Source organism: Terrilactibacillus tamarindi, from assembly GCF_009718825.1.
Lineage (GTDB): Bacteria > Bacillota > Bacilli > Bacillales > Sporolactobacillaceae > Terrilactibacillus > Terrilactibacillus tamarindi.
Window position 1 is genome coordinate 39,988 of the sequence record NZ_WNHB01000004.1, and the last position, 14,032, is coordinate 54,019.

The 14,032-nt window shown below is 37.0% G+C and carries 12 protein-coding genes and 3 tRNA genes; 12 read left to right on the forward strand and 3 right to left on the reverse strand.

Features of this window, described 5'->3' with window-relative positions:
• Window positions 1-6 precede the first annotated feature (6 nt).
• Entirely contained in the window at window positions 7-531 is a 525-nt protein-coding gene (locus tag GMB86_RS03465) for a chemotaxis protein CheW (protein ID WP_155216872.1), read from the reverse strand.
• Window positions 532-586: 55 nt separating this feature from the next.
• Window positions 587-709 carry a hypothetical protein gene (locus tag GMB86_RS15925; protein WP_268987286.1) on the reverse strand — a complete coding sequence of 41 codons (123 nt, stop codon included), beginning with the start codon at window positions 707-709 and terminating at the stop codon, window positions 587-589.
• Window positions 710-991: 282 nt separating this feature from the next.
• On the opposite strand from GMB86_RS15925, the gene GMB86_RS03470 reads away from it, so the two are divergent.
• The 5 genes from GMB86_RS03470 to GMB86_RS03490 all read left to right on the forward strand — a co-directional run bounded on the left by GMB86_RS03470 (window position 992) and on the right by GMB86_RS03490 (window position 7,346).
• Window positions 992-1,930: a YybS family protein gene (locus tag GMB86_RS03470; RefSeq protein WP_155216874.1), complete on the forward strand. Its 939-nt coding sequence runs from the start codon at window positions 992-994 to the stop codon at window positions 1,928-1,930.
• Between the two features lie 87 nt (window positions 1,931-2,017).
• The gene (locus tag GMB86_RS03475) at window positions 2,018-3,985 is read left to right on the forward strand and encodes a DHH family phosphoesterase (protein ID WP_155216875.1); all 1,968 of its coding nucleotides are present in this window, start codon (window positions 2,018-2,020) and stop codon (window positions 3,983-3,985) included.
• Window positions 3,986-3,987: 2 nt separating this feature from the next.
• Entirely contained in the window at window positions 3,988-4,431 is a 444-nt protein-coding gene (gene rplI / locus GMB86_RS03480; protein WP_155216878.1) for a 50S ribosomal protein L9, read from the forward strand.
• Between the two features lie 20 nt (window positions 4,432-4,451).
• On the forward strand, window positions 4,452-5,822 hold the full coding sequence (gene dnaB, locus GMB86_RS03485; protein WP_155216880.1) for a replicative DNA helicase: 1,371 nt from the start codon (window positions 4,452-4,454) through the stop codon (window positions 5,820-5,822).
• Between the two features lie 237 nt (window positions 5,823-6,059).
• Window positions 6,060-7,346 carry an adenylosuccinate synthase gene (locus GMB86_RS03490; RefSeq protein WP_155216882.1) on the forward strand — a complete coding sequence of 429 codons (1,287 nt, stop codon included), beginning with the start codon at window positions 6,060-6,062 and terminating at the stop codon, window positions 7,344-7,346.
• Between the two features lie 67 nt (window positions 7,347-7,413).
• Here the strand turns inward: GMB86_RS03490 and GMB86_RS03495 are convergent, their stop codons facing one another.
• Window positions 7,414-7,836 (reverse strand): hypothetical protein, encoded by a 423-nt coding sequence (locus GMB86_RS03495; protein WP_155216884.1) that lies wholly within the window; start codon window positions 7,834-7,836, stop codon window positions 7,414-7,416.
• Window positions 7,837-8,513: 677 nt separating this feature from the next.
• On the opposite strand from GMB86_RS03495, the gene GMB86_RS03500 reads away from it, so the two are divergent.
• The 7 genes from GMB86_RS03500 to GMB86_RS03530 all read left to right on the forward strand — a co-directional run bounded on the left by GMB86_RS03500 (window position 8,514) and on the right by GMB86_RS03530 (window position 14,029).
• Window positions 8,514-8,590, forward strand: a tRNA-Met gene (locus GMB86_RS03500).
• A 7-nt stretch (window positions 8,591-8,597) separates the two neighbouring features.
• Window positions 8,598-8,673 (forward strand) — tRNA-Asp (locus tag GMB86_RS03505).
• A gap of 34 nt (window positions 8,674-8,707) precedes the next feature.
• Window positions 8,708-8,783 (forward strand) — tRNA-Phe (locus tag GMB86_RS03510).
• A 549-nt stretch (window positions 8,784-9,332) separates the two neighbouring features.
• Window positions 9,333-10,034, forward strand: coding sequence for a response regulator YycF (gene yycF / locus GMB86_RS03515; protein WP_155216886.1), 702 nt, complete (start codon window positions 9,333-9,335; stop codon window positions 10,032-10,034).
• Between the two features lie 5 nt (window positions 10,035-10,039).
• Complete coding sequence (gene walK, locus GMB86_RS03520; RefSeq protein ID WP_155216888.1) at window positions 10,040-11,881, forward strand: cell wall metabolism sensor histidine kinase WalK; 1,842 nt, start codon at window positions 10,040-10,042, stop codon at window positions 11,879-11,881.
• Entirely contained in the window at window positions 11,874-13,196 is a 1,323-nt protein-coding gene (locus tag GMB86_RS03525) for a YycH family regulatory protein (RefSeq protein WP_155216890.1), read from the forward strand. The genes walK and GMB86_RS03525 overlap by 8 nt, the downstream gene beginning before the upstream one ends.
• Window positions 13,193-14,029, forward strand: a complete 837-nt coding sequence (locus GMB86_RS03530) for a two-component system regulatory protein YycI (protein ID WP_155216892.1) — start codon at window positions 13,193-13,195, stop codon at window positions 14,027-14,029. Before GMB86_RS03525 ends, GMB86_RS03530 begins: the two co-directional genes overlap by 4 nt.
• Window positions 14,030-14,032 lie beyond the last annotated feature (3 nt).

Below are 14,032 nucleotides of genomic sequence, written 5' to 3' on the forward strand. Positions count from 1 at the left end.
ATACCTTTAGGTTCGTGGTTTTACGCCCTTTTCACCCATGACATAACGTTGTCGTACCTGCCTGTTGAGTTCTTTAACCAAACGAAGGATTTGATCAGGATTAAGAAGCGGGATCGATTGGTCATCCATCCTATATTCTGTAGAGGCTATACTTGATGGGCAGATTGGGTTAGAAGAACTTTTCTCTATATGGTCCATTTTAAGTTCAACAAAATCATGAATCTGATGAATATCGAAAGCTATCGTTTGACGATCTATCTTACAAATGATATATTTTTGATCTTCTGGATCATGTGGGTTTGATTCTACTTGAATTAATTTTGGCAGATCAATAAGCGGAATCACTTGATCTCTAAGCCGAATAAAACCCTTAAGATGGTCATGTGTATCAGGAACAGAAAAGCATAGGATAGGTTGAATAATTTCTTGAACATATTGAAGCCACAATCCAAGACGATGCTCACCGACATCAAAGAAAATATAAGTAGAGTCAGAAAGGGTATCGTTGTTTGCATGTTGCATAGTATCCATATCGTTCACTTCCTTTAATTATTAGAGGTTGTTCAAAAAGTCACCAAATGATAAGCTACGAATCTCGGCGTTGGCTTGTTTTTCCGGTCCTCATGTAGTAAAGACCTACATTCTGGTCCTCAAAACAGCGCCGCCTTGATCTTCTTGCTTCTAATTTGTCACCTTTTTGAACACGCACTATTAAGGGTCTTTCTTAAATTATATCGGATAATATTGAATTCGAAAACATAACAAGTGACAAACTAGTAAATAAGAGGCGAATTCATGAATTTTATTTAAAAGGATGTACTCGGGTGTTTCAAGTGTAAAAAAAGGCGGAAAAGAGATCAAATACGGACAAAGATATCTTCTTGTTCCTTTTTATATTATAATTTAAGGATAACTAAGTATGCTAAAGTCATGTTAGGCGATCGCCTTTATTGACAATAAGCATCAGGAATATGGGGTGTAACAATATATAATGAAGCAATCACGAAGTCTTGTTGAAGGGGCAGTGTCCATTGCCTTATTTATTTGCCTTTTAATAATAACTTTTTATTTACCGATTATTGGGGTCATAACACTATGGTTTCTTGCTACTCCAATTATGTACTATTCGAGTCGAAATGGATTGAAAATGGGAATTGTAGCTATAGTCGTCTGCCTTTGTGTTGCTTTTTTCCTTACCAATGTATTTAGTATGTTATTTTCGGCTTTTTTCCTAATTCAAGCGCTAGTCATGGGAACACTCGTAAATAAGAAGAAATCGGCATTTGCTGTTTTACTTGGAGGCAGCTTAGCTAATATTTCAATGTTCCTATTGGCGTATGCCATCTCAATTGGATTGTTTCATTTTGATCCAGTGGAAGCTCTTGAAAAAACCATGCTATCAACAATGGGTACAGCAGAAAAGGTGTATCAGTCGATAAATATTGATACGAGCGAATCAACCAAGCTGTTAGTTGAATCTATCAAGAGATTAAGTCAAATGACTCCTTTTTTTATAGTGATGACAAGTGTCGTTTATGCCTTTATCACTCAATTTCTTAGTGGATTAATTATTAAAAGGCTTCGAGTGGACTATCCTAAATTTCCACCTTTTCGATTATGGAAATTCCCTAAATCATTAATTTGGTATTTTCTTATTTTATTGGTTATCAGTTTAGTTGGTAATATCGAACCAAACTCAAGCCTTTATTTAGTGGTTGTCAATGGTCTTTTAATTCTTGATGTCGTCGTCGTCATTCAAGGGCTTAGCTTGATCTTTAATATAGCCCACCGAAAAGAATGGCCCATCGTCATACCTATTCTTATTTTAATTGTAAGCTTATTAGTGCCGTATTTACTGCAGATTATTCGATTATTGGGTATAATTGATTTAGGTTTCGATATTAGAAATCGAATCAAAAAGAAAAAGTAATGCGCTTGTTTGAAAAAAAGAGGCAACCATCTTACATTTTTTAAACAACCGCTAAAAACGTATACACGTGTCATGGGAGCTGACAATATGTCTAACCAATTCAAACATCGTTGGCGAAATGACCAGTTGCTCGTATTTGGCCTGTTATTCCTCTTACTCCTAATTATTGTCGCTATCATTAATTGGGTGGTCGGATTAGCAGGTTTCCTCTTATTAATCGCTCTGGTTATTTGGTATGTAAGGAACGATGCACGATTTGAAAAAGATTTAAAAGAATATATAACGACTTTGTCCTATCGCTTAAAAAAAGTTGGTGAAGAAGCGTTATTAGAGATGCCCATTGGCATTGTTCTATATGATGAAAAAGGGCATATTGAATGGATTAATCATTATATGACAGCACAATCAGAAGGGGATCGTTTTTTAAATCAGCCTCTCGATAAAATTTCTGAAGACCTTCCCGAATTTATTCAATCAGATGATACGGATACTTTTCTTACGATACAGGGCTTAAAATATCATGTTATTAGTCGAAAAACCGAAAGACTGCTTTACTTTTTTGATGTAACCGAATTGATGGAATTAAAACAGAAACATTTTGATGAACAAACCGTTTTTGCCATTATATGTTTAGATAACTATGATGAAGTCACACAAGGTGTTGCAGATCAAGTTCGTAGCAATATCAACAATGCCATGACGTCAACGATTCAGAATTGGGCTATTGAACATGGGATTTATTTAAAAAGAATATCATCTGACAGATTTGTTGGAATACTAAATGAAAAAATTCTGCAGGAACTTGAAGAGGATCATTTTATTGTCCTTGATCGAGTCCGAGAAAAAATATTGGTGAGTCATATCCCATTAACTCTGAGTATAGGTGTTGGTTCTGGAACATCTTCTTTGCCCGAACTTGGTCAGTATGCTCAATCTGCTCTTGATTTGGCATTAGGACGCGGTGGTGATCAAGTTGCCATAAAACACCCTGACGGTAAAGTGAAATTTTATGGTGGGAAATCAAATCCTGTTGAAAAAAGAACACGTGTCAGAGCCAGAGTTATTTCTCACGCCTTGTCTGAACTCATCGTAGAAAGCGATCAAGTCATTGTCATGGGTCATCAATATCCTGATATGGATGCGATTGGAGCATGTATTGGAATATTAAAAATTGCTGAAGTGAATGGAAAAGAAGCGAGAATTGTTGTAGATCCAAAAAATTATGGCGCAGGTGTGATAAAATTAGTGGAAGAGCTGAGAAAAAATGAAGAGCTCTGGTCTAAATTTATATCTCCAGAAGAAGCTGAGGAGAAAATGACACGCGGGACGTTGGTTGTTGTCGTTGACACGCACAAACCATCCATGGTTATGGATGCAAAATTACTACCTATGGCGGATCGTGTGGTCATTATCGATCATCATCGAAGGGCAGAAGAATTTGTTAAAGATCCTGTTCTTGTTTATATGGAGCCGTATGCTTCTTCAACATGTGAACTTGTGACAGAGTTGATTGAATATCAGTCCAAAGATCTCAGTCTAGATGTTATTGAAGCCACTTCCATGCTAGCTGGCATTACAGTGGATACGAAAAGTTTTACGTTTCGAACAGGCTCTAGGACATTCGATGCCGCTTCACAATTAAGATCTCATGGAGCGGATACCATACTTGTTCAAAAGCTTCTTCGTGATGATTTAAATCAATTTAATATGAGAGCACACCTCATTAAGGATACAACGATTTATAAAGATCATATCGCTATCGCCCTTGGAACAGAGGACCAAACCTATGATCAAGTCTTAATTGCCCAAACAGCTGATACTCTATTAACGATGGAAGGTGTCAAAGCATCGTTTGTCGTTTGTATGAGAAAAGATAATAAAGTGGGAATTAGTGCTCGATCACTCGGTGAAATCAATGTACAGCTTATTATGGAGAGTGTGGGAGGCGGAGGTCATTTAACCAATGCAGCCACACAACTAGAAGATGAATCCATAGGCGAGGCTTATGATTTATTAAAGCAAGCAATAGATAACTATTTACAGGGAGGCATGTAACAATGAAAGTCATCTTTTTAAAAACAGTGAAAGGAAAAGGCACTGAAGGGGAAGTAAAAGAAGTTTCAGAGGGTTACGCACGTAACTATTTGCTCCCTCGAAAAGTGGCTGTTGAAGCCAATGCTGGGAATCTAAAACAGCTTGAATTGAAGAAAAAAGGCGAGGAAAAACGAGCAGAAAATGAAAAGCAAGAAGCGGTTCAGTTAAAGGAAAAAATCGAAAAACTAACTATTGAATTGACTGCAAAAGCAGGAGAAGGCGGACGCCTCTTTGGCTCGATTACGAGTAAACAAATTGCACAGCAACTTAAAAAGAAAAATATTGAAATAGATAAAAGAAAAATAGAATTAGATGAACCAATCCGTTCATTAGGTTTTACAGATGTACCAGTCAAATTACATTCAGACGTTACAGCAACAGTGAAGGTACATGTCACAGAGAAATAAAGTAAGGGGATAGGATTTTTATGAGTGACTTATTTGCCGATCGTACACCGCCCCATAATATTGAGGCTGAGCAGGCTGTCCTAGGTGCTATTTTTCTTGAGCCATCATCTGTTACGGTTGCTTCTGAGGCACTCTTGCCAGAAGACTTTTATAGAACAAGCCATCAACTTATTTTTTCCGTTATGTTAACCCTATCAGAACGCGGGGAGCCGGTTGATGTCATTACTTTGACAAATGAATTGCGAAATGAAAAACGTCTAGAAGAAGTAGGAGGAATTTCTTATCTCGCAGAACTAGCCAATTCAGCACCAACAGCTGCAAATATTGAATATTATACGGGTATTGTTGAAGAAAAGGCCTTATTAAGACGATTAATACGTACAGCAACGTCCATCGTTTCAGATGGCTATACTCGCGAAGATAATGTTTCATCTATCTTAGATGATGCGGAGAAAAATATATTAGAAGTTGCACAGCGTAAGAGAACCAGTGAATTTCAATCGATCAAAGATGTCCTTATGGCAACCTATGACAATATAGAAGCGCTCCAGAACCGTAAAGGTGATATTACAGGGGTTCCGACGGGTTTTATTGAATTAGATCGTATGACGGCTGGTTTTCAAAAGAATGATTTAATTATCGTGGCAGCGAGACCGTCTGTAGGTAAGACGGCCTTTGCACTAAATATCGCGCAAAATGTCGCCACACGGACAGATGAAACGGTAGCTATTTTCAGTTTAGAGATGGGCGCACAGCAACTCGTTATGCGTATGCTCTGTGCCGAGGGCAATATCAATGCACAAAAACTACGGACAGGTGCCTTAGATGAAGAAGACTGGCAGAAGTTGACCATGGCCATGGGGAGCCTCTCTCACGCTGGAATTTATATAGATGATACGCCAGGAGTCAGAGTGAATGATATCAGAGCTAAATGTAGAAGATTGAAGCAAGAAAAAGGTCTTGGTATGATTGTTATCGACTATCTTCAGTTGATTCTAGGCAATGGCGGTTCGAATCGATCAGAAAATAGACAACAAGAAGTTTCAGAGATTTCTCGGACACTAAAAGCCATTGCTAGGGAACTCGAAGTTCCGGTTATCGCATTATCACAGCTCTCACGGGGTGTAGAATCTCGCCAGGATAAGAGACCGATGATGTCTGATATTCGTGAATCAGGAAGTATTGAACAAGATGCCGATATCGTCGCTTTCCTTTATCGAGATGACTATTATGATAAAGAAAGTGAAAAACAAAATATTATCGAAATTATTATAGCTAAACAACGTAATGGTCCTGTAGGGACAGTCGAACTCGCATTTATAAAAGAATATAATAAATTTGTGAATTTAGACCGGAAGCATGATGTAAGTGACATGCCTCCAGGAGCCTAATTTTTGAAAAGACATCGAGGAAGACGGTGTCTTTTTGTAGATTATTTTTAGTAATTGGTGTTAAATTTTTAAATATCACCTTAAGTCGTAGATACCATGGAATAACTAATAAAAATAACCGAACAAATATATCTTATGTCGATGATAATGTTCGCTTTTTTGGATTGACTTTAGCACGCTAAACCTGTTACACTAACTATGGTCAAAATATTATTATACATTTTAGGGGGCCTATGGATGTCTTCTGTAGTTGTTGTTGGTGCCCAATGGGGCGATGAAGGAAAAGGTAAAATAACGGACTATTTATCAGGAAAAGCGGAGGTTATATCACGTTATCAAGGCGGAGATAATGCTGGACATACCATCGTATTTAATGGAAAAAAATATAAATTACGTTTGATCCCATCAGGAATTTTTTATAGTGATAAAATTAGCGTTATTGGCAACGGCATGGTTGTTAATCCCAAATCACTAGTTGAAGAGTTGGATTATTTACATGAAAATGATGTAACGACTGACAATTTGCGCATTAGTAATCGGGCACATGTTATTCTTCCTTACCACGTTAAGCAAGATATATTGGAAGAAGAACGTAAAGGTTCATTGAAAATAGGTACAACCAAAAAAGGAATCGGCCCAGCATATATGGATAAAGCAGCTCGTGTCGGTATTCGTATTGCAGATTTACTTGAACCTGATACGTTTAAAGAAAAATTAGAAAAAAATCTTGCAGAAAAAAATAGATTATTTGAAAAGATGTATGAAACGGAAGGATTTAAACTTGAAGATATTTATGAAGAATATCTTGGTTATGCTGACCGTATTCGTCACCTTGTCTGTGACACATCCGTTGTTTTAAATGATGCACTTGATGACGGAAAACGAGTACTCTTTGAAGGGGCTCAAGGTGTAATGCTTGACATCGACCAAGGTACGTATCCATTTGTTACATCTTCAAACCCTGTTGCAGGTGGAGTAGCGATTGGATCTGGCGTTGGCCCATCTAAAATCGATCACGTTGTCGGTATTACAAAAGCTTATACGACACGTGTTGGAGACGGTCCTTTTCCAACAGAAATTGAAGGAGAAGTTGGCAATAGAATCCGTGAAATCGGTCATGAATATGGAACAGTCACAGGTCGCCCACGCCGTGTAGGTTGGTATGATAGTGTCGTTGTTCGTCATGCTCGTCGTGTTAGCGGACTCACAGATTTATCTTTAAACTGTCTTGATGTTCTTTCAGGACTTGAGACTGTCAAAATTTGTGTTGCTTACAAATACAAAGGTGAAATCATTAATGAATTCCCAGCTAGCTTGAATGTCTTAGCAGAATGTGAAGCTATCTATGAAGAACTACCAGGCTGGAGTGAAGATATCACAGGAGCCAAAACGCTTTCTGATCTTCCTGAGAATGCAAGACACTATGTTGAACGCGTATCTCAACTTACAGGTATTCCACTTACCATCTTCTCAGTTGGTCCTGATCGTACACAAACTCGATTAGTACGAGGCGTATTTGCTTAAGAATCAAATCGAAAACTTATAAAAAAACAAGACATCCACCATCATTTTATTGGATGTCTTGTTTTTATTAATCATAAAATTTAGCTGTTACATTTTGTTCATAATTAGGAGAATTAATTTTAAAATAGACTTCGGCTTTGCGATTGTCTCCATCAATATATTTAGAAGTACTAAAAGAGTAACACGAATTGGAATTCACTATAAAGGTAGCTATTCTTTTATCATAAGCAGCCGGATCATATTCATAGACCATAACCGCAAAAGCATTATCTCTTTGTAATCCAGAAATACATATTTTAAAATTACCGCCATTTGAACTATAATTTTTAGTATAATCATTCCTATACTTTTTGAGTGAGAGATCCTCTTGACCCACTTTGTCCCATTCACTTGGGCCCGCGGGCGATGCAGTAGCGAATGATTTAGCCGGATGTATTAATATAAGAAGAATAGAAAATAGCAGAAAAACAACGGATTGACGAGTTTTCATTATACCCCTCCTGACGATTGAGTTCGTATTTGATAATTATACATGAGAAAAAAAGCATGTACCGGGAAAGGATAAAAATGTAATTGATGCTTAATGAAAATGCAACATATAAAAAAGTACTTGCAATAGTTCTAATTACATGGTAAGATATTTTTTGTGTCACAAAGAAAGTTTTCGTGATAAGCATAATACCATCGGTAGTGACAGTCTTTAAAAACATTAAACTGTTTTAAAACAAAATATTTTATATTGTCGCGGGGTGGAGCACCGAGCATCACATCTTCGAATAAGCTTCGAGCTGTCCCGTAAGCACGTAAGTGGTAGGGACAACACGAGCAAAGCTTCCTCGAATAAGCTTCGAGTTGTACCGAAGACGAAGTCGTAGGTACAGTCTTTAAAATGTTTAGTAGATCTATAAATAAATATTATTATTATTGTCGCGGGGTGGAGCAACGAGCAAAGCTTCCTCGAATAAGCTACGAGTTGTCACGAAGGCAAAGCCGTAGTGACAGTCCTTAAAACATCAAACAGATTTATCAACTAAATATTTATTATTATCGCGGGGTGGAGCAACGAGGACAACTTCTTCGAATCCACATCGAGTTGTACCGAAGACGAAGTCGTAGGTACAGTCTTTAAAACATTTAGTAAATCTATAATTAAATATCTCATATTATCGCGGGGTGGAGCAGTCTGGTAGCTCGTCGGGCTCATAACCCGAAGGTCGTAGGTTCAAATCCTGCCCCCGCAACCAAACATATGGATCCGTGGTGTAGGGGTTAACATGCCTGCCTGTCACGCAGGAGATCGCCGGTTCAAATCCGGTCGGATCCGCCATTTTAGTACATAATTAACTCGTGAATTTTATTTAGGCTCGATAGCTCAGTCGGTAGAGCAGAGGACTGAAAATCCTCGTGTCGGCGGTTCGATTCCGTCTCGAGCCACCACTATTATTATTAAAGCATGTCAAAAGACATGTTTATTTTTATACTTTAAGAAAGTATAAGTTCAACTAGGCCTCTGCCTGCGCCTTATAGGCCCTGCAATCGGCAAGTATTCTTTATATTTGGAATAACCTCTTGTTTCTCTACCATGTTTCAATTCCTCAAAAATAATTTTTTTAACCTCTATTTTTTAAACTAAAAGCGAATCCTATTATAAGTATGGAATTGCTTCTCTATTTCTAAAGCAACATTCTGATTCGAAGTAGCTCAATTCCGGCTAAAGTGGCTCAATTCCACCAATTCTAGTCACATATAAAAAGTTATCAATATTAAGAAAATGATGCATTAATCGTCATCATTCGATTAAAAATACGTTTAATATCTGAATAAAGGAATTTCAAATGTTTGTAATGAATGACCTATTTATATATAGACATTCCGCTTCACCCTCTATAATAAGCCGCGTTATGACAGGACAAGCCACAGTGTGTTAAAATTATTAAGATGTTTAATTTTATAATAACCCATGAAAAATGAGGAGGAACGACCTCTATGGATAAAAAAATACTCGTTGTAGATGATGAACAGCCTATTGCTGATATTCTACAATTTAACCTTGAAAAAGAGGGATATACCGTTGTTTGTGCATATGATGGAGAAGAGGCTTTACAAAAGGTAGAAGAAGAGAAACCAGATATGGTCCTCTTAGATGTTATGCTACCAATAAAAGATGGCATGGAAGTGTGTCGAGAAATACGAAAAACATACAATATGCCGATTATTATGTTGACGGCTAAGGATTCAGAAATCGATAAAGTCCTTGGTCTTGAAATGGGAGCAGACGATTACGTGACAAAACCATTCAGTAATCGTGAACTGATCGCCAGAGTTAAAGCAAACTTAAGACGTCATCATCAAGAGGCGGAAAAAGAAGAAAGCGGAAATGAAATTGTCATCGGTGATTTAGTGATTCATCCCGAAGCTTATATCGTGACTAAACGAGATGAAGCGATTGAATTAACTCACCGTGAATTTGAGTTGTTACACTATCTAGGGAAACACTTAGGACAAGTTATGACACGTGAGCATTTACTACAAACCGTGTGGGGTTATGACTACTTTGGTGATGTACGGACAGTGGATGTCACTGTAAGACGATTAAGAGAAAAAGTAGAAGATAACCCAAGTCGTCCAGCATGGATCGTTACACGGCGCGGAGTGGGTTATTTTTTAAGAAATCCAGAGCAGGAGTAAATACTATGAAGAAAGTCGGTTTTTTTAAATCGATTCATTTTAAATTTGTATTAGTTTATACATTGCTATTTTTATTAGCTTTACAATTAATTGGGGTGACCTTTTCAGATCGTTTGAGAGATAATTCTATCTCAACTTACCAACAATCATTGATCAATCAATCAAAAATTATGGCTTATAATGCTGGTGAAGCGATAAGAGAAGCTAAAGAAGAAAATAATAATCAAAGTACTGTTTTGAATAAGTTAAATGATCAACTATCGGAAATGGATAATCAATTAAAGAAGAGTAACGATATTAAGAAAGTTGAAGTCATAGATGATTCAGGGAAAATTGTTGCTGCAGATTCAAGAAATAGTAATCAAATTGGAAAACATACATCTAATTCAACGATTATGCCAGATGTCCTCTCATCTACGGCACCCAAGCCCTATCTATTTAAGGAACGTGACACAGGTGAACGTGTGATGGCGATTACCACTCCCATCTATGTCGATTCAGAGCGTTTCGGAATTCTTTATCTAGAAGGGAAAATGGAAAACATCTATAGTCAGTTATTTACGATAAATAAAATTTTGGCGACAGCAACAGTGATTGCCTTATTAGTTACGGCGGCTCTCGGGATGTTCTTGGCTCGAACGATCACGAAGCCTTTAGCTCAAATGCAAAGGCAAGCTTATGCCATTTCTCGAGGTAACTTTACAAAAAAAGTAGAAACCATAGATGATGATGAGATTGGCCAACTAGCCAATGCCTTTAATGACATGACAGACCGTCTTCATGAAGCGAATGCCATAGCTGAAGCGGAACGAAGGAAATTAAGGTCTGTGCTTGCCTACATGACAGACGGTGTTATTGCGACAGATCGTAAGGGTCACGTCATTTTAATGAATAACCGTGCAGAAAGTTTACTTGGTGTTTATCGTCATCGTATCTCAGGTATCTCCATTCTCTCTTTACTTAATATTGAGGAAGATTATACTATTGAAGATCTCTATAAATTAACGGATTCGATTATTTTAGATTTTAGTTCTATTGAGAAAAAAATGCTTTTAAGAGCGAATTTCTCGACAACAAAAAAAGAAAACGGAAGAATCAACGGTATAATTGCGGTTATCCACGATGTTACGGAGCAAGAACAAGTTGAGATGGAGCGACGTGAATTCGTAGCAAATGTGTCGCACGAGCTTCGCACGCCACTCACCACAATGAAGAGCTATCTAGAGGCCTTACAAGACGGTGCTGTCAATGATGAAAAGTTAGCTCGAAAGTTTATTGACGTCACACAGATGGAAACGGAAAGAATGATTCGATTAGTTAATGATCTTCTTCAACTCTCCAAACTGGATGCAAAGGATTACTCCATTACCACGCAGAGAACCGATTTCATTGCTTTTTGCAATCATATTGTCGATCGTTTTGAAATGTCAAAAAGACAGAATATCCATTTTGTCAGAAAGCTACCTAAAAAACCCATCTACGTAGATATTGATCGTGATAAGATGACACAGGTTATTGATAACATCTATTCTAATGCGATGAAATATTCTCCAGAAGGCGGATCGATCACACTTAAAGTTACCCAAAAAGGTCAATATCTTAAAGTGTGTATAAGTGATGAAGGTGTTGGCATTCCAAAGGAAAATTTATCTAAGGTGTTCATTCGCTTTTACCGTGTGGATAAAGCAAGATCCCGTAAACTTGGCGGTACAGGTCTTGGACTCGCTATTGCCAAGGAAATGATTGAGGCGCAAGGCGGGGAAATATGGGCAGAAAGTGAATGGAACAAAGGGACAAGCATACTTTTTACACTCCCATTAGATAAAGGGGGAGATCATCGTGACTAAAGAAGCTTTTAAATCTATTTTTCTAACGGTTTTAGTTTTACTTAGTATCACCTTAACTTTTAGTATTTGGTTCTATCAAACCGATTATAAAAGTATTACACCACCTAAAACAACAACGGTCAGTATTGCTGATTCAAAAAATATTCATGATGTCATTAAACCCTATCTTGCCATTAGCTATCGTGGCGATCGTATACTGGGACAGGACTCAGAAGAAAGTGTCTCAAAACTATATGAATTATTTCAAAAAGGCCAATATACGAATGTCTCAACAGATGTGAAAAAGAATTTGCCTTCAAGAGGGCAAAATCCCTCTTATGAAATTGTTTTCCCTGCCCCAGTGACCATCGATACATTAAAACGGTTATTTACATTCAATGATAACTTCACAGTTAGAAATAATCTATATGTTGATCGGATCGAAGTTTTTCAGAGCAATGGAAACCAAGGGAAAGTAACAGCTGTTTTTCGATCGCAAAATGATTCGGCTGTGTTTTATGCCTCGGTTAATCGTATGAATACAAAACAATTAAGTGATGCGATCACGAGTGAAAATTTAAGGAAATATCTTCGTCAATCATTAAGTCGCGAGAAACATGTCTACTTACCAATAGATAAAACAAAAGTGAATAGTGAGCGGGTGTTTTATCGAACGCTAGATCTTAAAAGATATATTTCTGTTTTATATAAAGATCCTGATAGTGTTTCAAATACAAAGAACACGGTCTATTCGGATGGGAGTAGTCAGTTAGAAGAAAACCCTGGGAATATCCTTCATTATATTAAATTTAATCCTGGTATTAATAAAAACAAGGATGACCAAGACAGCGTCATCTATCGCAGTTATGAATTTATTAATGGGTATAAGGGTTGGACAAACAATTTCGTTTATGATGAATTTGAACCATCAAAAACACATTCACAAGACGGTAAAACAGGTTTCCGCATTCAACTGGGAAATTACTTTATTTATAATACGGATAATTTGGGACGATATTTGCCCGTAGTTAAATTAAATTGGGAGAGTGGACAACTCACTGAGCTGTATTCTACTTTAATCGACATGGATCCAATCTATTCAAAAACAACCTATGAATTAGAAGGGGCTAATGAGGTCATTATTGAGCTAGTATCAAAACATATCCAACCTTCCAAATTAGAAGACATTAAAATTGGTTACAATTTAAGCAATCTGACAGATTCTGATTCAGATCAGATTGAACTCACACCGGGTTGGTTTTATAAACAAAACGGCCGGTGGCATCCCGTTTTTACTGAAGAAAAGAATTTCATACACAGGGGGGAATTTGAATGAATTGGAGTAAAACAAAAACCATATTCATTATCTGCTTTCTCCTCCTTAACATTTTTTTAGCTTCTGAATTATACCAAAGACAAAGTGAAGAATTAACAATGGACAGCCCAACACAAGATCTAACACAGACCAAAAACCAAGTAAATATAGATACAGAGATTCCGAAAGCACCAGAAAATATAACCTTTATAATAGGAGAGCAGCAGTCGTTTGTGAAAAATGATAAGAACGAGCTGATAGATCCGTTAAAAAAGTTACAAGGGACGAAGGATGATCCCACCCAATCGATTAAAGCAACGAATAATGGACGAGCAATTGAAGGGGTATTTGAACATCCAATTGACTTACCAAAACAAAATACAAACTATCAACAAATTATTCAAAAGTTCATTTATAAAGGGAATGAGTATACGTATTCTTCAACAGATAAGGACGGGAATCTACATTTTATCCAAGTGTTTGACTCTACACCTGTTTATATTAAAGATCCTAAAGGCTCTACATTTTTAAATTTAAAGGTAAAAAACAATCAAATTGTAAGCTATACACAGAGATACTTTGTTTTTACAAAAACGAACAAAGTCGATATTATTAATGCAACAGGAGCTTATGATAATTTAATTCAAAATAATATTCTATCAGGATATAAGAGGAACATTACATTTAAAAAGATTAATTTAGCCTATTTCAATTCAATTGGAAATTTGGACCAAAACGATACGATGGTTTTCTTTCCTACGTGGCACATGCAAGTAAAAACAGAAAAAGACACACATCATTATTTTGTGAATGCCGTGTCAAGTGAGGTACAAACATTAGGGAATGGAGAGTGAACG